Source organism: Tenacibaculum caenipelagi (genome assembly GCF_004363005.1).
In the GTDB taxonomy this organism is placed as follows: Bacteria; Bacteroidota; Bacteroidia; order Flavobacteriales; family Flavobacteriaceae; genus Polaribacter; species Polaribacter caenipelagi.
The window spans coordinates 304054-325988 of the sequence record NZ_SNYH01000004.1 but is presented as its reverse complement, the minus strand read 5'-3'; the positions used below and the strand labels follow the sequence as shown (position 1 = coordinate 325988).

The following is a 21935-nucleotide window of genomic DNA, read 5'->3' as shown; positions in this document are numbered from 1 at the left end:
ATTCTTATGGTAATTTTGTTTGTATAAGAGATAAAATAGTCTTTTATGGATTAATATTAACAACTACATCAATAGAGACAACATGAAACACTTGAAAACAACCGCAATTATTCTAGCAGCAATGTTTGCAATAACAAGTTGTAAGAATGAAAAACCAGCCAATATTGCTATGAAAAGCGCTTCAGATATAGCAATTAAAGGAACTATGGAAGCCGAATTAACTGCCCCACCCAATGTTCCAGCACCGGTGGGTAATAGAGCAGCAAAAAAGCTATTAGTTAATATGGAGATTCTTGAAAAAGAAGGTACAATGACTGATGGGGTAAAATATGTTTACTGGACATTTGGAGGGTCTGTTCCGGGAAGCTTTATAAGAACAAGAGTAGGAGATGAAGTAGAATTTACCTTATCAAATCATCCAGATAATAGATTACCACATAATATCGATTTACACGCAGTAACAGGTCCAGGAGGAGGAGCAACTTCTTCATTTGTAGCTCCAGGTCATAAAAAGACATTCTCTTTTAAAACTTTAAATCCTGGATTATATGTATACCACTGTGCTACTGCTCCTGTAGGAATGCATATAGCTAATGGTATGTACGGATTAATCTTAGTTGAACCAGAAGGAGGGTTACCTAAGGTAGATAAAGAATACTACATTATGCAGGGTGATTTTTATACCAAAGGAGAAAATGGTGAACCAGGATTACAAGCTTTTGATATGAAAAAAGCTGTAGATGAAGATGCTGATTATGTAGTGTTTAATGGTAAAGTAGGAGCTTTAACAGGTGACAATGCAATAACAGCAAATGTAGGAGAAACTGTACGTTTATTTGTTGGTAATGGTGGTCCTAACTTAACCTCTTCTTTCCACGTAATCGGTGAAATTTTCGACAATGTTCATGTAGAAGGAGGAGAAACTATAAACAAGCATGTACAAACAACATCTATACCAGCAGGGGGTGCAGCAATAGTTGATTTTAAAGTAGATGTTCCGGGTACATTTATTTTAGTAGATCACGCCATATTTAGAGCATTTAACAAAGGGGCATTAGGAATGCTAAAAGTAAAAGGAGAAGAAAGTAAAAGAATATATTCAGGAGTTAAACAAGAAGGTATTTACAACCCTGAAGGAGGTACTATACAATCAATGCCGAATAGAGAAGAGGAGAAGGTCGTAGCAAAAAATGAAAAATCGTTAGCACAAAAAATAGCTGATGGTAAGCAAATATATACGAAAACATGTTTTGCTTGTCACCAAGCAAATGGAGAAGGAATTCCAAATGCTTTTCCTCCTTTAGCTAAATCAGATTATTTAAATGCAGATGTTAAAAGAGCTATTGATATTGTATTGCATGGAAAAACAGGAGAGATTTCTGTAAATGGTCAGAAATACAATAGTGTAATGACCAAACAAGCATTAAGTGATGAAGAAGTAGCAGATGTACTTACTTATGTATATAATTCTTGGGGTAATAACAAAACTAATGTCGGTGTAAATACAGTGACAGAGGTAAAAAGTGCTCACTAAAAATAAAAAAGTAACATAACAAAAATAAAGATGAAAACCATTTTAAGATTGACAATTTGTATTCTTTTTTTAGGCATTTCCAATATGAATTGTCAATCTATAATGGTTCCCATAAAAGGAGGTAGTTATATTCCTTTGTATGGAAGAGATTCAGTAAGAATAACAATTCAAGATTTTTTCATGGATGTATATCCAGTAACGAATGAAGAGTTTTTAGAGTTTGTAAAAGAAAACCCTAAATGGAGAAAATCTAAAGTAATAAGGCTCTTTGCAGATAAAAGCTATCTTTTAAGCTGGAAAAGTGATACTATTATAGGAGATAAACAAAAATTAAAATCTCCGGTAACTAATATCTCTTGGTTTGCAGCCAAATGTTATTGTGAAGAACAAGGAAAAAGATTAGCAACAGTTGACGAATGGGAGTATGTAGCTATGGCTAATCAAAAAATACCAGATGCTAGGACTTTAAAAACGTATAATGAATATATCTTAGGTTGGTATGAAAAACCTAGAACTTTTGATAATGTAGTAGGCTCAACATTTAAAAATTATTGGGGAGTATATGATATGCATGGATTGGTTTGGGAGTGGACTTCTGATTTTAATTCGGTATTGGTATCAGGGGAGTCTCGAAAAGATGTTGATAATGATAGTAATTTATTTTGTGGTAGTGCAGCAGTAGGTGCTACAGATTTAATGAATTATGCTGCGTTTATGCGTTATGCAACTAGAGGTAGTTTGAAAGCGAAATTCACCATGAGAAACTTAGGTTTTAGATGTGTAAAGGATAAAAATATAGAACAATGAGAATAATCAAATATATCACGATAATTCTTTTTTCAATAGTACTATTTAGTTCTTGTAAAAAAGAAAAAAACGACACAAGCTCAAATATAGTTTATGAATGTCCTATGCTTTGTGAAGGAGATAAAACCTATACAGAAGAAGGAAGTTGTCCTGTTTGTAAAATGGATTTAAAACCTCAATCTCAAGAAATTTCTAAAGTTTTAGAAACAGACATTTCTGAAAGTTCTATATTTAATTTGACATCGGAATGGAAAACAGAAGAGAATAAGCATATCTATTTAAAAGATTTAAAAGGAAAAACTTTGGTAATGGTGATGATATACACCACTTGTAAAGCAGCTTGTCCTAGATTGGTTGCTGACATGCGTAATATTGAAGCTAAAGTACCAGAGAAATATAATGATGACTTACAATATGTTTTAATTAGTATTGATCCTAAAAATGATACTCCGAAAAAGCTTAAAGAGTTTGCTAAAGAAAATTACATGGATGATGAACATTGGACTTTTTTACAAGGAACTGAAGAGTCAGTGCGAGAGTTTGCTAATGTATTAGCGGTAAAGTATAAACAAATATCACCTTTAGATTTTTCGCACTCAAACATTATAAGTGTATTTAATTCAGAAGGGGAGTTGGTACATCAACAAGAAGGTTTAGGAGTAGATAATAAAGAAACCGTTGCAAGTATTTTGGAGACAGTAAAAAATTAGCGGCCATATGTTTCCTATTAAAAACGTCTTTCAGTAGTTACTAAAAGACGTTTTTTTTATGAGTTATTTTTTTCAAATTGTGCTTGTATAAACTCTTTTGATTTTCCTTTAGCTATAGAAGCTGTTTGCCATTTATCATTTAAAATCATTTTACCTACGTAAGCTATTTGACCAATATGATAAGGAAAATGGGCTATTTGTCTCGTAATACTTTCAATTAACTTAACTTGTTTATTTCTTATAAGAATAGGTTGTTTGAAGTTTTCTTCATTTAATGAATCTAAAGCAGAAAAAAGACAGTTCCAACCTTTTTCCCATTGAGTGATCAATTCTTTTTTAGTTAAATCTTGTGGCTCAAATTCAGTATCTCTATCTCTCCAATCCTTTTCTCCATCTGAAGTAAAAAAATCTGTCCATCGAGATAGCATGTTTTCTGACATGTGTATAATGATTGAAGCAATACTGTTACTTTCTTCATTATATTTCCAGTGCAAATCTTTTTCATCAAGTTGAGCAATCGTTTTATCAGCAACTTCTTTGTACGATTTAAACTGTGTTGTGATATTGTCTAAATATTCTTGTATCATCATAAAAAAAGGAGCTCTATAGAACTCCTTTTGAATTTATCTGTTAATTGTTTGTTTTCTATCAGGTCCTACTGAAACAATCTTTACAGGTACACCTGTTTCCTTTTCGATAAACGCGATGTAATCTAATAAGTTTTGAGGTAATTGATCTGCAGAAGACATTTTTGTTAAATCATCCTTCCAACCTTTAAACTCAGTATAGTTTACAGTTACATTTTCAGGTTCAATGTTATATGGGAAGTGAGAAATTTCTTCTCCTTTATAATTGTATGAAGTACACACTTTTAATGTATCGAAACCTGATAAAACATCACCTTTCATCATCATTAACTGAGTAACACCGTTTACATCAACAGCATACTTTAAAGCAACTAAATCTAACCATCCACAACGACGAGGACGTCCTGTAGTAGCTCCAAATTCATGACCAACTTTAGCCATAGTAGCTCCATCTTCGTCAAATAATTCTGTTGGGAAAGGTCCAGAACCCACACGAGTAGTATAGGCTTTAAAAATACCGAAAACTTCACCAATTCTGTTAGGAGCTACTCCTAAACCAGTACAAGCACCGGCAGCAGTAGTGTTAGATGAAGTTACAAATGGATACGTTCCAAAATCGATATCTAATAACGATCCTTGAGCTCCTTCAGCTAAAATAGTTTTCCCTTTTTTAATAGCCTTGTTTAAAAACTCTTCTGAATCGATAAATTGTAATGTTTTTAATTTATCAATACCTCTAGAAAATTCAGCTTCTAATTCGTCTAAATCATAATCGATTTGAACATCAAAGTAAGCTAGCATACTTAAATGTTTTTCAGTTAAAGCTCTATATTTTTCTTTCCAGTTGTCTAATTCTAAATCTCCAACACGCATTCCATTTCTACCTGTCTTGTCCATATATGTTGGTCCAATTCCTTTTAAAGTAGAACCGATTTTTGCCTTTCCTTTTGAAGTTTCAGAAGCTGCGTCTAATAATCGGTGTGTTGGTAATATTAAGTGTGCTTTACGAGAAATTAATAATTTAGAAGTATAATCGATATTGTGAGCATCTAAATTTTCTAACTCTTTTTTAAAGATAACAGGATCGATAACTACTCCGTTACCTACTACATTTAAAGCTGTTTTATGAAAAATTCCTGAAGGAATTGTGTGTAATACATGCTTGTTTCCATCAAATATTAAGGTATGGCCTGCATTAGGACCTCCTTGAAAACGAGCAATGATATCGTAGTTTTTTGTTAGAACGTCTACAATTTTACCTTTTCCTTCGTCTCCCCATTGTAAACCAAGTAATAAATCTACTGCCATTTAGTGTGTTGTTAAGTGTGTGTTTTATTTGTTGTTTCTTTTTGTTCCGTAGAAATAAAGTGAGTGATTGTGAATATCAATATCAAAAACGTCTTCAATTGTTTTTTTGATAATTTGAATTCTTGGATCGCAAAATTCTTTAACCTCACCAGTATCTGTAAGAATTACATGATCGTGATTTTTATCAAAGTAGCTTTTTTCATACCGAGCCATAGATTGTCCATCAAATTGATGTTTACGAACCAACCCGCAATCTAATAACAAATCCATCGTATTATACAGCGTTGCTCTACTTACACGATAGTTTTTATTTTTCATTTTAATGTACAACGATTCGATGTCAAAATGCTCATCAGCGTCGTAAATTTCTTGTAAAATAGCATACCGTTCAGGTGTTTTACGATGCTTATTCTCTTCTAAAAAAGAAGTGAATACTTTTTTTACAATTTCTTGATTTTCGGCTGAATTACTCATGTACTTTTAAATTTTACTCACTAGTGAGATTTATAATATTCAGATACTTGTATCAGTTAAAATATATTTTTATTCAAAACTTTTTGAGTATACTCTGAGAGATTTTGAATAAAGGGCAAATTTACGTTTATTTCTTGATAAAAAAACAAGGAAAATAAAATGATATTTACAAAGTATTAACACGTTCAACTTTTTGAACACCCTCTACTTGTTTCATGCTATTAATTAGTTTGTTAAGTTGGTTTTTGTTTTTGACACTCAATGAGAGTTTTCCATCAAAAACCCCATCATCTCCAGAGATGTTAATACTGTGGATAAACACGTCCATACTGTTAGATATAATACGGGTAATGTTGTTTACAATTCCTTTATTATCTAATCCAGATAGGTGTAATATAGCCATAAATTCTTGTTTTGTAGAATCAATCCATTTAGCTGGCATTATTCTATAGGCATAATTTGATTGTAATGAAATTGCATTCGGACAATCATTTTTATGCACTTTAATTCCTTCATTAATAGTTACAAAGCCAAAAACTTTGTCTCCAGGAATAGGTGAACAACATTTTGCCAAAGTATAATCTAAGGTTTGCTCTTCTTTTCCAAAAACTAAGGCATCATACTTATTCGTAACTTCTTCTTTTTCTAATATTTCTTTAGAAGGAGAGCGACGGAATGTACTTTTGATAAAGCCCATAAAACTATTGCTTCTTTGAGCAACAAACTCTTTAAGCTGGGTGTTATCTATAGCTCCATTACCAATTCTAAAGAATAAATCAAAGCTAGTTTTTAACCCAAAATAGCTAGCTAATTCGTGAATTACTTTTTCACTAAAGTTAATCTTTAAATGACGTAATTTTCGCTGTAAAATAGCTTTTCCTTCTTCTGCTATTTTCTTTTCTTCTGCCTTTAAGGCCGATTTAATTTTAGCACGAGCTCTAGCCGTAATAACAAAGTCTAACCAACGTACATTAGGCTTATTATTCGTAGCCGTAAGTACTTCTACCTGATCTCCACTTTTTAATTCATAGCTTAAAGGAACTAATTTTCCGTTCACTTTTGCACCACGACATTTTAATCCAACATCAGTGTGTACTGAGAAAGCAAAATCTAAAGCAGAGGCTCCTTTAGGTAATGATTTTAAATCTCCTTTTGGAGTGAATACGTAAATTTCTTTAGCATAAAGATTTAACTTAAAATCTTCAACAAAATCTACAGCATCTAAACTTTGGTTTTCTAAACTCTCTTTTAAGCGATTTAACCAGCCTTCTAAACCATTTTCTTTAACACTACCTTGTTTGTATTTAAAATGAGCAGCATATCCTTTTTCTGCAATTTCATCCATTCTATTTGAACGAATTTGTACTTCTACCCATTTTGCTTGCGGACCAATCACTGTAATATGCAATGCTTCATACCCTGTTGATTTCGGTTGGGAAATCCAATCGCGTAATCGAGCAGGATTAGGTTTAAAAAAGTCAGTAACTATAGAGTAAATTTTCCAAGCATCAAATTTTTCATCTACAGAGGTTGGTTCATAAATAATTCTAATGGCAAACTTATCATACACTTCATCAAAAGTTACGTTTTGTTTACGCATTTTTCTACGGATAGAAAAAATAGATTTGAAGCGTCCTTTTATCTCATATTTAATACCTTCATTGTTTAAGGCTTCTTTTAAAATTCCAGTAAAGCTATCTATATATTTCTGTTGATCTTCTTTACTTTCTTTAATCTTAGTTAAAATATCTTGATATACATCTGGTTCAGTGTATTTTAATCCTAAATCTTCAAGCTCAGTTTTAATGTTGTATAATCCTAGTCGATGAGCAAGCGGAGCATAAATATATAAGGTTTCAGACGCTATTTTTACCTGTTTATGAGGGGGCATCGAATCCATGGTTTGCATGTTATGCAACCTATCAGCAATTTTGATAAGTATTACTCGCACATCATCATGCAGCGTGAGTAACATCTTTCTGAAATTCTCTGCTTGTATAGAATAGTCTTGTTCTTGCTTTAAATTTGATATTTTGGTAAGTCCGCTTACAATACGAGCAATGTTTTCTCCAAACAAACGCTCCATATCATCAATAGTGTAATGAGTATCTTCTACAACATCATGAAGCAGGGCAGCAGCAATAGAAGTTGCACCTAAACCTATTTCATCTGCAACTATTTTAGCTACAGCAATAGGATGGAAGATATAAGGTTCTCCTGTTTTTCTACGTTGTTTAGAGTGTGCTTCTACAGAAATATCAAAAGCCTTACGAATCAGCTTTTTATCATCTTCAGATAATGTTTGATACGTTCCTTTTAATAAATTTTTATATCTGCTGGCTATTTCTTTATTCTCTTCTTCTATCGTTGCATTATAACTCATACATTAAAATTCTTTTACTTTTTAGGTGTAAAATAAAAGTAGTACAAAGAATTATATTGAGCAAGTTTTAAGGGGATTTGTTTAAAAGAATTCAAAACGAAAAAAAAGACAAGAAATACAAAATATATTAGGGTTTTTCCTGTGAGATTATATTGATATAACGTATAACTTTGTGATATAATTCAGAGGAACTTACTCAAAAAAGAAAAGTCCCCCTGAGATATCATTTTAATATGATATTCGAACCTCCGGCTTTTTATTAACGAGTCGGAGGTTTTTTGTTTTTAGGTATTATTTTTCTGTTTTTCTTCCCATTTTTTACGTAAATCTTCAGACAGTATTCCACTACCATCATGTTTCCAACCAGGTGGTTTAAAAAAATATAGAAATCTTTTATTTAAAGATGTATTACTTGTAAAAACATCTTTAAACATGTTGTACCATTCTATAAAGGCTACCTTAATAGGGTTATAGGTGTTAATGTTAGTCACCAATCCATATATAGGTTTTTCAACTTCGGGTTCAAAAGTACCAAAAAGCTTGTCCCATATTATAAATATCCCTGCATGATTTCTATCTAAATACTGAGGATTTGTGGCATGATGAACTCTATGGTGACTAGGGGTGTTAAAAATAGCCTCAAACCATTTTGGTAGTTTGTTTATTAGTTCTGTATGAATCCAATACTGGTATAGTAAACTAATACTCATTTGAGTTAATATCATTAATGGATGAAAACCAATAATAACTAAAGGAGCCCAAAATATAAATGTATAAAAACTTCCTGACCAAGTTTGTCGTAGAGCTGTACTCAAATTATATTTTGTTGAAGAATGATGTACAACATGACTCGCCCAAAACAATCTGCTTTCATGTGCTATCCTATGGTTCCAATAATACACAAAATCTTCTGCAAACAATAATAAAACCCAAGCCCACCACGTAAAAGGTATTGTAAATAAACGATACTTATAAAGGAATAAGAATATTCCAAAAGTTAATCCTTTGGTGAATAAACCAATAAAAACGTTTCCTAATCCCATAGTTATAGAGGTAGCGGCATCTTTAAACTCATATTTCTCTAGTTTAACTCTAACTGTAAGTATAACTTCAATAATAACAGTTATTATAAAGAAAGGAATAGCATAGTGAATTAAATTAGGAATTTCAGGAATTTGCATAAAAGAGGGTGTTTAGTTACAAACTTACACAAAATCATTAAATTATTTAAAGAGAAGAGTTTGTTTATGGAGTAAAAAGCAGTATATTTGCAGGCTTAAAATAAATTTTAAATAATTTAATTATGAATCATTACGAAACTGTTTTCATTTTGAATCCCGTTTTATCTGAAACTCAGATAAAGGAAACAGTAAAGAAGTTTGAGGACTATTTACTTTCTAAAGGTGCAGAAATGATTTCTAAAGAAGATTGGGGCTTAAAAAAGTTAGCTTATCCAATCGAGAAGAAAAAAAGTGGATTTTACCACTTATTTGAGTACAAAGTAGCAGGTGATGCAATTGCTCCGTTTGAATTAGAGTTTAGACGTGACGATAGTGTTATGCGTTATTTAACTGTAAAGTTAGATAAGCATGCTGCAGCTTGGGCTGAAAAAAGAAGAGAACGTGTTAAATCTGCAAAAAAGTAAGAAATGGCGTCAATAGATCAACAAGCAAAAGGAAATAAGCAAGGAGAAGTACGTTACTTAACTCCGCTTGATATCGAAACTAAGAAAGAAGCTAAATACTGTCGTTTCAAGAAAAACGGTATTAAGTACATCGATTACAAAGATGCAGACTTCTTAATGTATTTAGTAAACGAGCAAGGTAAAATTTTACCAAGACGTTTAACAGGAACATCATTAAAATATCAACGTAAAGTGGCTCAAGCTATTAAAAGAGCTCGTCACTTAGCTTTAATGCCATACGTTGGTGATATGTTAAAATAATAAAGAAGTAGAAATATGGAATTGATATTAAAACAAGACGTAGAAAACTTAGGTTTTAAAGACGATATCGTAACTGTTAAGAATGGTTATGGACGTAATTACCTAATACCTCAAGGATATGCAATTTTAGCTACTTCTTCAGCTAGAAAAGTATTAGCAGAAAACTTAAAGCAACGTGCTTATAAAGAAGCTAAATTAATAGATGATGCTAACAAGTTAGCAGAAACTATTAAAGGATATGAAATCAAAATAGCTTCTAAAGTAGGTTCAGGAGATAAATTATTTGGTTCAGTAAACAACATTGATGTTGCTGCAGCTTTAGCTAAAGCTGGTACTGAAATTGATAAGAAATTTATCAAAGTTACTGGAGGTAACGTAAAAAGATTAGGAAAATACAACGCTGCTGTACGTTTACACAGAACTGTTGTAGCTGACATCGTATTTGAAGTAGTTGCTGAATAGTAACTTTATTGTTAAATACATGTTAATAAAGTATAAATCCGCTCAGTCGAGCGGATTTTTTTATTTCTTAAATTTGAAATATAACATAAACAAAATCAAGACTATTATGAAAAAATTATTAGTGTTATCTTTTGTTTTTTTGAGTTTATCCATCTTTTCCCAGGTAACTACATCAAAAATAAAAGGAACTGTAACAGACAGTCAGGGAGAACCATTATTTGGAGCTAACATTGTGGTTTTACACGAACCTACAGGTACTGTCTCTGGAGCTGTAGCTCAAGATAATGGTAAATACACCATTCCTAATTTAAGAGTAGGAGGCCCTTACAAAGTAACATTTAGCTTCGTGGGTTTTGAATCACAAGAAGTAACTAATGTATATTTAACTTTAGGTAAGACTACCAATATAGATGGTAAATTAGCTGAGGATGGAGAACAATTAGAAGAAGTAGTGATTTCTGCATCAAAAAGCAAAGTTTTTAATAATGATAGAACTGGTGCTCAAACAAGTGTAAGTGCTATTCAATTAAAAACGTTACCAACAATTTCTCGTTCGGCTGCTGATTTTACTCGTTTAGAGCCTACAGCAAGCGGTAATTCTTTTGGTGGAAGAAATGATCAGTTTAATAATTTCTCTTTAGATGGATCTATTTTTAACAATCCTTTCGGATTAGATTCTCCAACACCTGGAGGACAAACAGGTTCGCAACCAATATCGTTAGATGCTATTGAGCAAATATCGGTTTCTACAGCGCCTTATGATGTAACTCTATCAGGTTTTACAGGAGCCTCTGTAGATGCTGTAACTAAAAGTGGTACTAATGAATTTACTGGTACTGTTTATGGTTTCTTTAGAAATCAAGATATGACAGGAGGGAAAATAAAAGGTCAGAAAGTAGTAAAACCTAAATTAAATCAAAGTCAATATGGTGTTAGTTTAGGAGGTCCTATTGTAAAAGATAAACTATTCTTTTTTGCTAATTTCGAAAAAGATGACAGAGAAGATTTAGGTACAGCTGGTTGGGTACCTAATACAGGTAGTGGAGCGATTAATGAATCGAGAGTTTTAGAATCTGATATGATAGCTGTTAGAGATGCATTAGCAGCTTTAGGATATGATACTGGAGCGTATGAAGGGTTCACTTACGGATCAGAATCTACCAAAGGAATATTTAAAATAGATTGGAATATTAATGATAAAAACAGGTTAGCCTTAATTTATAACTTCTTAAGAGCTTCAAAAGAAACACCTGCACATCCTACAGCTTTAGGAACCAGAGGACCTAATTTTTCTACGTTACAATTTGAAAATTCAGGGTATGAAATTAATAATAATTTAAATTCATTTCAATTAGAATTAAACTCAAATTTATCAGAAACAACAACAAATAAATTACAAATAGGATACACACATTTTGATGATTTTAGAAATCCATTATCGGCACCTGCTCCTGTAATTTCAATTCAAGATGGTAATGGTAGTAATTATATTATAGCTGGTCATGAACCATTTTCTATTCATAATACATTAGACCAAAGAGTTTTTCAGTTAACTAATAACATGAATTTCTTTAAAGGAGATCATACTTATACTGTTGGATTTTCATTCGAAAAGTTTGAATTTAAGAATTCATTTAATCTAGTAAACTATGAATCATTTAATTTTGGTATTTTCCCTTACTATGGATTGTTTAGCCCATATCCTGATGTAGCCACATTTTTATCAAATGCACAATCAGGAGGAGTTGTAGAACAATACTTAGCTGCTACTCAAAATGCTTACGATTCATTCAATGCTAATGGAGCAGGTAATGATGGAGGATGGAAATTATCTGAATTAAATGTAGGACAATTAGCATTTTATGTTCAAGATGAATGGGAGATAAATGACGATTTTAAATTAACCTATGGAATCCGTTTTGATAAACCATTGTACTTTGATACGTCTAGTTTAATTCAAAAGTATATTGATACTGATAATGGAGCAACAAGAGATAATTCAGTATTGTATTATAACCCTAATACTGGTAAAGAACAACAATTACTTTCAACCAAAATGCCTACAAATCAATGGTTAATTTCTCCAAGAGTAGGTTTTAACTGGGATGTAAAAGGAGATAACACCATACAACTTCGTGGAGGTTCTGGTGTATTTACAGGACGTTTACCTTTTGTATGGATTGGAAACCAAGTAAGTGGAGCTGATGATGGCTTTTTCCAGTTAGTTGATCCAGACTTTAAATTTCCACAAGTATGGAGAACTAATTTAGGATTGGACTATAAGTTTGAAAATGGAATTATAGCGACAACAGATATTGCTTATACAAAAGATATCAATGGAGCACATGTTCAAAATTGGGGACTGAGAGAACCAAGTACTACTTTAAATACTACATTTGATAATAGAGAAATTTATGATGCTGCTGATAAAGGAAACAATGCCTATGTGTTTACAAACTCAGATAAAGGTCGTGTTTGGAATGCTTCATTAAAGCTTCAAAAAACTTTTGATAATGGATTATATGCAAGTGTTGCCTACAATTACTTAAATGCTAAAGATGTTAACTCTATAGAGGCAGAAATTACTGGTGATGCTTTTGCTTTTAATCCTGTAGTTGGAAATGCTAACAATGATGTTTTATCATATTCTAAATATGGTGATACTCATAGAATTATTGGTGTAGCGTCAAAGAAATTTACTTATGGAGGAGATAAGTTTGCTACAACTATTTCTACATTTTTTGAATATGCTCAAGGTGGACGCTTTAACTATACCTATGGAGGTGATATAAATAATGATGGATCAGCTGTAAATGATTTATTATACGTTCCAACTAGTTCAGAAGTAAATCAAATGCAATTTAGTGATCCTAGCCAAGCAGCCGCTTTTGAAAGCTATATTCAACAAGATGATTATTTAAGAGGAAGAAGAGGACAATATGTTGAGCGATACGGAGCTATAGCGCCATGGAGAGGTAAATGGGATTTAAAAATATTACAAGATTTTAATTTTAACGTCTCTGATGAAAAACAAAATACAATACAATTAAGTCTTGATATTTTAAATGTAGGTAACTTAATCAATTCTGATTGGGGAGTAGTTCAACAACCTAACAACTTACAACCTCTAGGAGTTAGTTTAGATGGAACTAATACACCTACATATTCGTTTACGCCAAATTCAACTAAAACATTTGGTTACGACTCTAGTTTAAACTCTCGTTGGCAAATGCAATTAGGATTACGATATATATTTTAATAGTTAACCACAAATTTTTATAAAAGGCAGCTTATTTAAGTTGCCTTTTCTATTTTATAAAAAACTGTTTATAAGAAAGGGGGGTTTTCCTGTTCTATTTTTGAAATAAATAAAGGATATTTGTAACGTAAATAAAGATAGGGGACTTTATTACAACGTTTTAAAATATAGTCTTTGAGGGGTTGATTATATTTTAAAGGAACTCTGACCTTACTTGGTCAGAGTTTTTATATGGAATTAAATCGCTATATTTTCTTGATTTTTAAGGATGTCTTCTATCGTTTCTCTTTTACGTATCAAGTAATCTTTTCCTTTATATATCATAACTTCAGCTGGTTTATACCTTGAATTATAATTTGAAGCCATTGAAAAACAATAAGCACCTGCATTATAAAAGCATAATATATCTTCTTCAGAAATTTCATTAATTCTTCTGTTAGAACCAAACGTATCTGTTTCACAAATATATCCAACTACACTATAAAAACGTTTTCTTCCTTTTGGGTTAGATAAATTTTCGATATGATGATACGAATTGTAAAACATTGGACGAATAAGATGATTCAAACCGCTATCTATCCCAGCAAAAACGGTTGAAGTAGTTTGTTTAATAACATTAACCTTGGCTAAAAAATATCCAGCTTCACTTACTAAAAACTTACCAGGTTCAAACATTAAGGTAACATCTTTTCCGTAGTTTTTGCAGAACTCATTGAATCTTACAGATAATTTTTCTCCTAATTCATTTATATCAGTAGAAATATCATCTTTTTTATAAGGAACTTTAAATCCGCTACCAAAATCTATAAAATCAATATCTTCGAACTGTCTTGCAACATCAAATAAAATTTCTGAGGCCCTTAAAAAAGTGTCAATATCTAAAATATCAGACCCAGTATGCATATGTATACCATTTATATGCATTCCTGTGTTTTCAACAACTCTTTTTATATGTGGTACTTGATGGATAGAAATTCCAAATTTAGAATCGATATGTCCTACTGAAATTTTGCTATTCCCACCAGCCATCACATGAGGATTGATACGAATACATACAGGTATTTTAGGATGCTTTTGTCCAAATAATTCTAATATAGATAAATTATCAATATTAATTTGCACTCCCAATTTAGCAACATCTTCTATTTCTTGTAAAGACACACCATTAGGAGTGTAGATTATTTCTTGAGGGTCAAATCCCGCTAATAGTCCAAGTTTGACTTCTTGAATAGACACAGTATCTAAACCGCTATTAAGCTTATTAAATACTTTTAAAATATTAATATTAGACAATGCTTTAACAGCATAGTTAATTTTAACATTTTTTACTTTAGAAAATGCTGATGTAATTTTTTTGTACTGTGAAATAATTTTTTCTGTATCATAAACATACAAAGGAGACTGATACTCATCAGCCAGCTTTAAAAGGTTTAGCCTATTCATTTACTTAAATATTTGACGGCAAAATTAGATAGGGTAGTAGATAAAAAAAATAAAATAGAAGAAATTTACAAATTTTTATTTTTTGTAAAATTAGGATTAATATTGAGCTAAAACAGGGGTTTTCCTATGATAAAAAGCTTTAAAAATGGTCATATTTGCGACGAAATAAAGTTAAGGGGATTTATTTCAATAATTATGATATTCTCTTTGAGGGGTAAGATAATATCATAGAAAAAAAAACTCTAGCGAAAGCTAGAGTTTTGATCTTGTAAAAAGTTTATAATTTTAATTGAATTTTACAGCTACCTTTTGAGCAATGCCAACAATTACTTCACTAGCTTTCATAATACTTTCTGCAGGAACATACTCGTAACGTCCATGAAAATTATGTCCACCAGCAAAAATGTTAGGACATGGTAGTCCTTTGTATGATAATTGAGAACCATCTGTACCACCTCGAATAGGTTTAATTAAAGGGGTAATACCCATGTCTTTCATTACTTCTTCGGCAATATCAACAATATGCATTACTGGAGTTACTTTTTCCTTCATATTAAAGTACTGGTCTTTTATATCAACAGAAACTAACTTTTGCCCATTTTTAGCATTTAAAACCTCTGCTAAATCTAGCATTGCTTTTTTACGATTATTAAATTGATCCATGTCATGATCTCTAATAATATAGTGCAATGTTGTTTTTTCTACTTCACCTTCCATATGATGTAAGTGGAAGAAACCTTCATAGCCCGTTGTTTTTTCAGGAACTTCATCTTCTGGTAATGCATTAATGTATTCACTGGCAATTAACATAGAGTTAATCATTTTTCCTTTAGCATATCCTGGGTGTACAATTTTACCATTGACGGTAACTTTTGCTCCTGCTGCATTGAAGTTTTCGTATTCTAGCTCACCAATTTGGCTTCCATCCATAGTATATGCCCATTCTGCTCCAAACTTTTCAACATCAAACATATGAGCACCTTTTCCTACTTCTTCGTCAGGTGTAAAACAAATACGTATTTTTCCGTGTTTAATTTCAGGGTGCTGAATTAAATATTCCATTGCAGAAACAATTTCTGTTACTCCAGCTTTATCATCTGCACCTAATAAAGTAGTACCATCAGTAGTAATAATGGTTTGTCCTTTATATTGTAATAAATCTTCAAAATAATCAGGAGATAAAACGATGTTTTCTTCTTTGTTTAATAAAATGTCTTTACCATCGTAATTTTCATGAACCTGAGGTTTAACATTTGCACCTGTAAAATCAGGACTTGTATCAATATGAGCAACAAAACCAATAGTTGGTACTTCGTAATCTAAATTACTAGGTAAGGTTGCCATTAAATAGCAGTTTTCATCTAATTCAACATCTTCCATTCCTATTTCTTTCAATTCATTCTCAAGAACTTTAGCCAAGTCCCATTGTTTTTCTGTACTAGGAAAAGCAGAATTGTTAGGATCACTTTCAGTATCAATAGTTACATACTTAATAAATCGGTCGATTATATGTTGTTTGTTCATCGTAGTATTTTTAAAGCCTCAAAAATAGCCATTTCAATTGTATTTTATCAATTGGAAGACGATGAAATTTTTAAGAGCTTTTCTTCTTAAAATAAGCTATCAATAAATCGACAACATAACTATAAGATTGAATTCCGTTAGATTGATTATTAGCCTTTAAATACGAATTATATCCTTTTTTTAAATAGGGCTCAATTGGGTTTTTAAATTGTTTCCAATGTAGGTAACTAGCTTTATAATCCTTGTAAATTCCTTTATGCACAGTTTTTTTTAGTTGTTTTCCAAGTTCTTTATCTCTTTTATAAACTTGACCTATACAGTAATTATATGCCATTCGGTATCCAGAATACTTAAAATACAAATCATCATTGGCTATAGAGGCCAAAAAACCAACAAAATTAGCATCATTTTCAGCTGCCCAACCTATTTGATGTGCCATTTCATGGCATGTGGTTGAAGGAAAACTTGTTTTAGGAATCCTACTATTTACTTGAGCTTCTCCTGTTATAGGATTAAGATAACCAGATGTTCCATTATAAGATTGAAATAAACTAACCAATGAACTTTTAATAGAGGTTGTTTGATAATTTAACTGAGGATAAATTTCTGATAACTTTTTAAATCCATTAGGGGCAAGTTTATATATTTCTTTTTGTGAGTAGGGAATAACTATTTGTACTGAATCATTTTTTGTAATTTCTAGATGAATATTATTTAATTCATTAATAATTAGTTTCGTAGTAGAAACCAATTCTTCTGTTGTGTATGTTGCTTGCTCAAGTTCTAGATTTTTAGCTAAAGGTTCTCTAAAATAATTCAATCCCCAAAAAGCATAAAAACAAAAATAAATAATTGACAAAATTGCCATAAATTTTACTAACTTAGGAAGGAAGTTTTTAAATCTGCTTTTCGTTAATTGAAGTAAAGATTTCATAAATATAAATAGAAAAAAGAAACCTAATGAATCCCCAAAAGAGAAAGGAATCCATCCTAAAACAAATCGAAAAAATCTTGATATATATAAATAAATACCATTACTATAATAGTGCTCAATCCATTGCGGATTTTGACCTAATAATTTTACTAAAATGACCTGAAAAGGTAACATTAAAGCAATGAATAAATATTTTTTTTGATGCTGCATGCCTTCAAAAATAAGAAAGTTATAACGTTATCAACAAGTTAAGAACAACTTTGTTTACAAAATTTGTGCATAAAGAAATTTGAGGTGATCCGCTATAAATATCATCTTAAAAAATTACATTTGCGATTATGGAAAGAACTCAGCCTCTCAAAGGAACAAAAATAGATAAAGCTAGAATTATTAGCTTAGAAAAAGGAAAATTGCCGCCGCAGGCTTTAGAGTTAGAAGAAGCTGTTTTAGGTGCCATGATGATTGATAAGAAGGGGATTGACGAGGTAATAGATATTTTGCACCCAGAAGCTTTTTATGATAAGAGGCATCAAGAAATTTACGATGCAATTTATATGCTTTTTCAAAATTCTGAGCCAATTGATTTATTATCTGTTTCTAATCAATTAAAAAAGAATGGAAAATTAGATATAGCTGGTGGAGATTTTTATTTAATAGGTTTAACCCAAAAAGTAGCCTCTTCTGCCCATATTGAATTTCATTCTAGAATTATATTAGAAAAATTCATTCAACGTAAGTTAATTACAATTTCCTCTGAAATTATCGAAAATGCCTATGATGAAACTGTAGATGTTTTTGATTTGTTAGATGACGCTGAAGGAAAATTATTTGAAGTTACTCAAGGTAACCTAAAGAAAGGAGCAGAAAGAGCAGATTCACTTGTTCAACAATCGATTAATAAAATCCAAGAAATTTCTACAAAGGAAGGAATGAGTGGTTTAGCAACTGGGTTTACAAAACTAGATGCTTTAACTTCAGGATGGCAACCTTCCGATTTAATTATCATTGCAGCGCGTCCTGGTATGGGTAAAACTGCCTTCGTAATATCGATGGCAAAAAACATGGCAATCGATTTTAATCATGCTGTAGCTGTATTTTCATTAGAGATGTCATCTGTACAGTTAATAACCCGTATGATTTCTTCTGAGACAGGATTGACATCAGAAAAACTTCGTAAAGGAAACTTAGAGCCTCACGAATGGGAACAATTAAATGTAAAAGTTAAAAAACTTTCAGATGCTCCTATTTTTATTGATGATACACCTGCCTTATCTATTTTCGATTTACGTGCAAAAGCACGTCGTTTGGTATCACAGCATGGAGTAAAAATATTAATTATTGACTATTTACAGTTAATGACAGCTGGAGGAGCAGGAGGTAACCGTGAACAAGAAATTTCTACTATTTCACGTAACTTAAAAGCTCTAGGTAAAGAATTAAATATTCCTGTAATAGCTTTATCACAATTGTCACGTTCGGTAGAGACTCGTGGAGGAAGTAAACGTCCGCTATTATCTGACCTTCGTGAATCTGGAGCGATTGAGCAAGATGCAGATATTGTATCTTTTATATTTAGACCAGAGTATTACGGTATGACAGAATGGGATGATGATGATCATTCACCATGTGAAGGACAGGGAGAGTTTATTGTTGCAAAACACCGTAATGGTGGATTAGACAATATTCGTTTGAAGTTTACAGGACACTTAGCAAAGTTCTCAGATTTAGAAGAAGGTTTTAGCAGTGAATTCCAATCAAGTATGAATTCAGGATTTAACGATGAAGTATCATCTAGTAATTTTGCTTCACCAGAAGATGCTTTTGGTCCAAGTGATGATGATGTTCCGTTTTAATCTTTAAATAAAACTTAAAATATGATAGAATACACAATTGCTAACTAGTAATTGTGTATTTTAGTTTTTAAAATGAAGCAATTTCTATACATATTAACATTTTTCTTGTTTTCAAACTCACTTTGGGCATCCTTTATTTATGTACCGATGAGCCACGATAATCAAAAAAACCATTTAAAAGCTTATGGTATTATATACTATGCTTTACAAAATGGATTAAAAGCCAAATGGTTATTAAATTATGATGGAGGAGCTTTTTTAATAGAAAATAATGAGATGGTAGAAAAAGAATGTAAAATTCGTGGAGTATCCTATCAAATCATTTCTGATGCAAGATCACAATTAATTTTAGAAGAAATCTCTTCACCTTCTAAAAATCAGGAAGCTGTTACCTTAGAGAAAGCACCGAAAATAGCAGTATATTCTCCTAAAGACAAAATGCCTTGGGATGATGCTGTGACCATGGTGTTAACCTATGCTGAAATACCATTTGATGTGGTGTATGATAAAGAGGTCTTAAATGAGAAGTTACTTTTATATGAATGGTTACACTTACACCATGAGGATTTCACAGGACAATACGGACGCTTTTATGGTGCTTTTAGAACAGCACCTTGGTATATTCAACAAAAGAAAGATGCTGAGGCATTAGCCGCTAAATTAGGATACAGCAAGGTTTCAGAAGAAAAAGGAGATGTCGCTAAAAAAATTCGAGATTATGTGATAGGTGGTGGATTTATGTTTGCTATGTGCTCTGCAACTGATAGTTTTGATATTGCTTTAGCTGCTGATGGAGTAGATATTTGTGAAGGTATGTTTGATGGTGATGCTTCTGAACCCAATTATCAGTCTAAGATAAATTTTAATAAAACCTTTGCTTTTAAGAATTTTGAATTGATTCGAAATCCAACGACTTATGAGTTTTCTACGATAGATATGACCCGTAAAAGAAGAATAAAAAAAGAGGTCGATTATTTTACATTAAAAGAATTTTCCGCAAAATGGGATCAAGTACCAACTATGTTAACTCAAAACCATACAATGCTAGTTAAAGGTTTTATGGGACAAACTACTTCATTTGATTCAAATACGATAAAATCTACGATTGTAATCCTAGGAGAAAACAAAACAAATAAAGAAGCTCGATACATTCATGGAACCAAAGGAAAAGGAATGTTTACTTTTTATGGAGGTCATGATCCTGAAGACTATCAGCATAGAGTAGGGGATCCTAAAACTGAATTAGATTTACATCCAACCTCACCAGGATACCGTTTGATTTTAAACAATGTATTATTTCCTGCAGCAAAAAAGAAAAAGCAAAAAACTTAATTTAAAATACGTAAAACACTATATTTTAATACTTTATGTTTCTTTTTTGTTAACTTTTATACCTTAGTAGTCATCCTTAATATATTAATAATCTACGTTTAAGGTTTTTATAAAGATACAAGCCTGTTATTTATATAACTTAGTGAAAGTAAAACTAAAATTTATTTTATAATATATTGATTGTTTTATGATTAGCGCGCAATTTCATATTTCATTCTTTAATTTAATAGCTTGATCACCTGTTGAATAATTTTAGTTTTTAGGCGTATACCGAAAAGCCTAAATAGAGTAGGTAAAACTAAACTTAAAACTAAATCATTATGGCAACAAATATAGCAAAGCCATCAAACGGTAGACTAACTAAAAAGGCTGGAGAAGCAAATATGGTATCTCCAACTAATGGGATGTACAACACACTTTGTCAATCATTAAATTTAAGTAATAAAAGTTTTCAAATGATACAAGGTGTATTACCTGTACAAAGTTCAGCTCCAGAGTTATATAACTATTTTGATGGTGTTCCCCCAAAATCAGTAGGCGTATTATATGAAGGAAACCCTTTGAATACCTTAAGTGGTAATTACGCTACCATGCTAAGTAAAACAGAAGATACTAATACCTTCTTGTATAAAATAGCCATGAGTAATTATACAAATTCAAACAATTGGATTGGAGGTAACATGGGAACCAACCCTGTTTATACCCCTAGTTTTAAAGAGTTAGAACAATTGGTAGAAAAAGGTTCTACAGCGACAATATCTTTTGATTCAGCGACATCAAATGATAATATAGAGAATTCTTGGGCACAAAGTAATGGTTCTTCAGGAGTAGGTTTCTGGGGAAAAAAAGAAAATAGTGTTTCAAAATCGTTAAACGAAATAGCTTCAGCAAGCAGAATTACGGTAGATATGCATTTTAATAAATATGCTTTTATACCTGTTAGAGCTGGAGGATGGTTTTTCTCAGGATATTTTACAGACATGTACCAAAACCCAGATCAATTTCAATCAGATGAAGATTGGGATAAATTATTTGGGCCATCTGGGTCTTTACAAAGAGTAGCGAATCAAGTTTTACTTGTGTCTGGTTATACAATTACTGTAAGATCATGGGCAACTTATAGTCAATCTGACTTTGAAGAAATTCAAAAAAGTACAGAAACTAATGTATGGCCATTCTATACATCTGGATCTTCATCAAAGGCTACTTCTAGCTATAGATTTAATGATGATAAATCAATTTCTGTAATAATTACATCTGCCCCAGGAAACTTACAAATTTTTGGTATGGGAGTAATTCCTACAGATAGAGCAGTAACAGGAGGTAGTGACAATCATGTTTTAAAAGCACCTTCAAGATTAATTTAATCTTATTGGTATT

At 31.6% G+C, this 21935-nt stretch carries 18 protein-coding genes; 10 read left to right on the top strand and 8 right to left on the bottom strand.

Annotated features, from left to right (window positions below):
* Positions 1–82: 82 nt before the first annotated feature.
* Genes nirK through DFQ07_RS10330 form a run of 3 tightly spaced genes read left to right on the top strand, consistent with a single transcriptional unit; the run spans position 83 to position 3051 of the window.
* The gene (nirK, locus tag DFQ07_RS10340; protein WP_133536522.1) at positions 83–1534 is read left to right on the top strand and encodes a copper-containing nitrite reductase; all 1452 of its coding nucleotides are present in this window, start codon (positions 83–85) and stop codon (positions 1532–1534) included.
* A gap of 30 nt (positions 1535–1564) precedes the next feature.
* Positions 1565–2341 carry a formylglycine-generating enzyme family protein gene (locus tag DFQ07_RS10335; protein ID WP_133536520.1) on the top strand — a complete coding sequence of 259 codons (777 nt, stop codon included), beginning with the start codon at positions 1565–1567 and terminating at the stop codon, positions 2339–2341.
* Positions 2338–3051 carry an SCO family protein gene (locus tag DFQ07_RS10330; protein WP_166627766.1) on the top strand — a complete coding sequence of 238 codons (714 nt, stop codon included), beginning with the start codon at positions 2338–2340 and terminating at the stop codon, positions 3049–3051. The genes DFQ07_RS10335 and DFQ07_RS10330 overlap by 4 nt, the downstream gene beginning before the upstream one ends.
* A gap of 56 nt (positions 3052–3107) precedes the next feature.
* On the opposite strand, the gene DFQ07_RS10325 is transcribed toward DFQ07_RS10330, so the two are convergent.
* From DFQ07_RS10325 to DFQ07_RS10305, 5 genes are all read right to left on the bottom strand, one after another.
* Positions 3108–3641, bottom strand: coding sequence for a DUF1572 family protein (locus tag DFQ07_RS10325; protein ID WP_208107689.1), 534 nt, complete (start codon positions 3639–3641; stop codon positions 3108–3110).
* A 33-nt stretch (positions 3642–3674) separates the two neighbouring features.
* Complete coding sequence (locus DFQ07_RS10320; RefSeq protein WP_133536518.1) at positions 3675–4946, bottom strand: adenylosuccinate synthase; 1272 nt, start codon at positions 4944–4946, stop codon at positions 3675–3677.
* A 24-nt stretch (positions 4947–4970) separates the two neighbouring features.
* Positions 4971–5420, bottom strand: a complete 450-nt coding sequence (locus DFQ07_RS10315; RefSeq protein WP_028892056.1) for a Fur family transcriptional regulator — start codon at positions 5418–5420, stop codon at positions 4971–4973.
* 166 nt (positions 5421–5586) lie between these two features.
* Positions 5587–7803 (bottom strand): RelA/SpoT family protein, encoded by a 2217-nt coding sequence (locus DFQ07_RS10310; protein WP_133536516.1) that lies wholly within the window; start codon positions 7801–7803, stop codon positions 5587–5589.
* 284 nt (positions 7804–8087) lie between these two features.
* Positions 8088–8984, bottom strand: coding sequence for a sterol desaturase family protein (locus DFQ07_RS10305; protein WP_133536514.1), 897 nt, complete (start codon positions 8982–8984; stop codon positions 8088–8090).
* A 122-nt stretch (positions 8985–9106) separates the two neighbouring features.
* Here DFQ07_RS10305 and rpsF point away from each other — a divergent pair, with 122 nt between their 5' ends.
* From rpsF to DFQ07_RS10285, 4 genes are all read left to right on the top strand, one after another.
* Positions 9107–9448 (top strand): 30S ribosomal protein S6, encoded by a 342-nt coding sequence (gene rpsF, locus DFQ07_RS10300; protein WP_133536512.1) that lies wholly within the window; start codon positions 9107–9109, stop codon positions 9446–9448.
* 3 nt (positions 9449–9451) lie between these two features.
* On the top strand, positions 9452–9748 hold the full coding sequence (gene rpsR / locus DFQ07_RS10295; RefSeq protein WP_133536510.1) for a 30S ribosomal protein S18: 297 nt from the start codon (positions 9452–9454) through the stop codon (positions 9746–9748).
* 15 nt (positions 9749–9763) lie between these two features.
* Positions 9764–10210 (top strand): 50S ribosomal protein L9, encoded by a 447-nt coding sequence (gene rplI, locus DFQ07_RS10290; RefSeq protein WP_133536508.1) that lies wholly within the window; start codon positions 9764–9766, stop codon positions 10208–10210.
* 106 nt (positions 10211–10316) lie between these two features.
* Positions 10317–13469, top strand: coding sequence for a TonB-dependent receptor (locus tag DFQ07_RS10285; RefSeq protein ID WP_208107688.1), 3153 nt, complete (start codon positions 10317–10319; stop codon positions 13467–13469).
* A 237-nt stretch (positions 13470–13706) separates the two neighbouring features.
* On the opposite strand, the gene lysA is transcribed toward DFQ07_RS10285, so the two are convergent.
* From lysA to DFQ07_RS10270, 3 genes are all read right to left on the bottom strand, one after another.
* Positions 13707–14912, bottom strand: a complete 1206-nt coding sequence (gene lysA / locus DFQ07_RS10280; RefSeq protein WP_133536506.1) for a diaminopimelate decarboxylase — start codon at positions 14910–14912, stop codon at positions 13707–13709.
* Between the two features lie 285 nt (positions 14913–15197).
* Positions 15198–16436: a peptidase T gene (gene pepT, locus DFQ07_RS10275; RefSeq protein ID WP_133536504.1), complete on the bottom strand. Its 1239-nt coding sequence runs from the start codon at positions 16434–16436 to the stop codon at positions 15198–15200.
* A gap of 70 nt (positions 16437–16506) precedes the next feature.
* Positions 16507–17580, bottom strand: coding sequence for a DUF3810 domain-containing protein (locus DFQ07_RS10270; protein ID WP_133536501.1), 1074 nt, complete (start codon positions 17578–17580; stop codon positions 16507–16509).
* A 128-nt stretch (positions 17581–17708) separates the two neighbouring features.
* Between DFQ07_RS10270 and dnaB the strand changes: the two genes are divergently transcribed.
* From dnaB to DFQ07_RS10255, 3 genes are all read left to right on the top strand, one after another.
* Positions 17709–19223: a replicative DNA helicase gene (gene dnaB, locus DFQ07_RS10265; RefSeq protein WP_133536499.1), complete on the top strand. Its 1515-nt coding sequence runs from the start codon at positions 17709–17711 to the stop codon at positions 19221–19223.
* A gap of 72 nt (positions 19224–19295) precedes the next feature.
* Positions 19296–20555 (top strand): asparagine synthetase B, encoded by a 1260-nt coding sequence (locus tag DFQ07_RS10260; RefSeq protein WP_208107687.1) that lies wholly within the window; start codon positions 19296–19298, stop codon positions 20553–20555.
* A gap of 320 nt (positions 20556–20875) precedes the next feature.
* Positions 20876–21922 carry a hypothetical protein gene (locus DFQ07_RS10255; protein WP_133536497.1) on the top strand — a complete coding sequence of 349 codons (1047 nt, stop codon included), beginning with the start codon at positions 20876–20878 and terminating at the stop codon, positions 21920–21922.
* Positions 21923–21935: the final 13 nt, after the last annotated feature.

Bases quoted from the DNA above. Each gene is read 5' to 3' on its own strand.
- nirK (WP_133536522.1), top strand. From the start codon at position 83: ATGAAACACTTGAAAACAACCGCAATTATTCTAGCAGCAATGTTTGCA.
- DFQ07_RS10335 (WP_133536520.1), top strand. From the start codon at position 1,565: ATGAAAACCATTTTAAGATTGACAATTTGTATTCTTTTTTTAGGCATT.
- DFQ07_RS10330 (WP_166627766.1), top strand. From the start codon at position 2,338: ATGAGAATAATCAAATATATCACGATAATTCTTTTTTCAATAGTACTA.
- DFQ07_RS10325 (WP_208107689.1), bottom strand. From the start codon at position 3,641: ATGATGATACAAGAATATTTAGACAATATCACAACACAGTTTAAATCG.
- DFQ07_RS10320 (WP_133536518.1), bottom strand. From the start codon at position 4,946: ATGGCAGTAGATTTATTACTTGGTTTACAATGGGGAGACGAAGGAAAA.
- DFQ07_RS10315 (WP_028892056.1), bottom strand. From the start codon at position 5,420: ATGAGTAATTCAGCCGAAAATCAAGAAATTGTAAAAAAAGTATTCACT.
- DFQ07_RS10310 (WP_133536516.1), bottom strand. From the start codon at position 7,803: ATGAGTTATAATGCAACGATAGAAGAAGAGAATAAAGAAATAGCCAGC.
- DFQ07_RS10305 (WP_133536514.1), bottom strand. From the start codon at position 8,984: ATGCAAATTCCTGAAATTCCTAATTTAATTCACTATGCTATTCCTTTC.
- rpsF (WP_133536512.1), top strand. From the start codon at position 9,107: ATGAATCATTACGAAACTGTTTTCATTTTGAATCCCGTTTTATCTGAA.
- rpsR (WP_133536510.1), top strand. From the start codon at position 9,452: ATGGCGTCAATAGATCAACAAGCAAAAGGAAATAAGCAAGGAGAAGTA.
- rplI (WP_133536508.1), top strand. From the start codon at position 9,764: ATGGAATTGATATTAAAACAAGACGTAGAAAACTTAGGTTTTAAAGAC.
- DFQ07_RS10285 (WP_208107688.1), top strand. From the start codon at position 10,317: ATGAAAAAATTATTAGTGTTATCTTTTGTTTTTTTGAGTTTATCCATC.
- lysA (WP_133536506.1), bottom strand. From the start codon at position 14,912: ATGAATAGGCTAAACCTTTTAAAGCTGGCTGATGAGTATCAGTCTCCT.
- pepT (WP_133536504.1), bottom strand. From the start codon at position 16,436: ATGAACAAACAACATATAATCGACCGATTTATTAAGTATGTAACTATT.
- DFQ07_RS10270 (WP_133536501.1), bottom strand. From the start codon at position 17,580: ATGCAGCATCAAAAAAAATATTTATTCATTGCTTTAATGTTACCTTTT.
- dnaB (WP_133536499.1), top strand. From the start codon at position 17,709: ATGGAAAGAACTCAGCCTCTCAAAGGAACAAAAATAGATAAAGCTAGA.
- DFQ07_RS10260 (WP_208107687.1), top strand. From the start codon at position 19,296: ATGAAGCAATTTCTATACATATTAACATTTTTCTTGTTTTCAAACTCA.
- DFQ07_RS10255 (WP_133536497.1), top strand. From the start codon at position 20,876: ATGGCAACAAATATAGCAAAGCCATCAAACGGTAGACTAACTAAAAAG.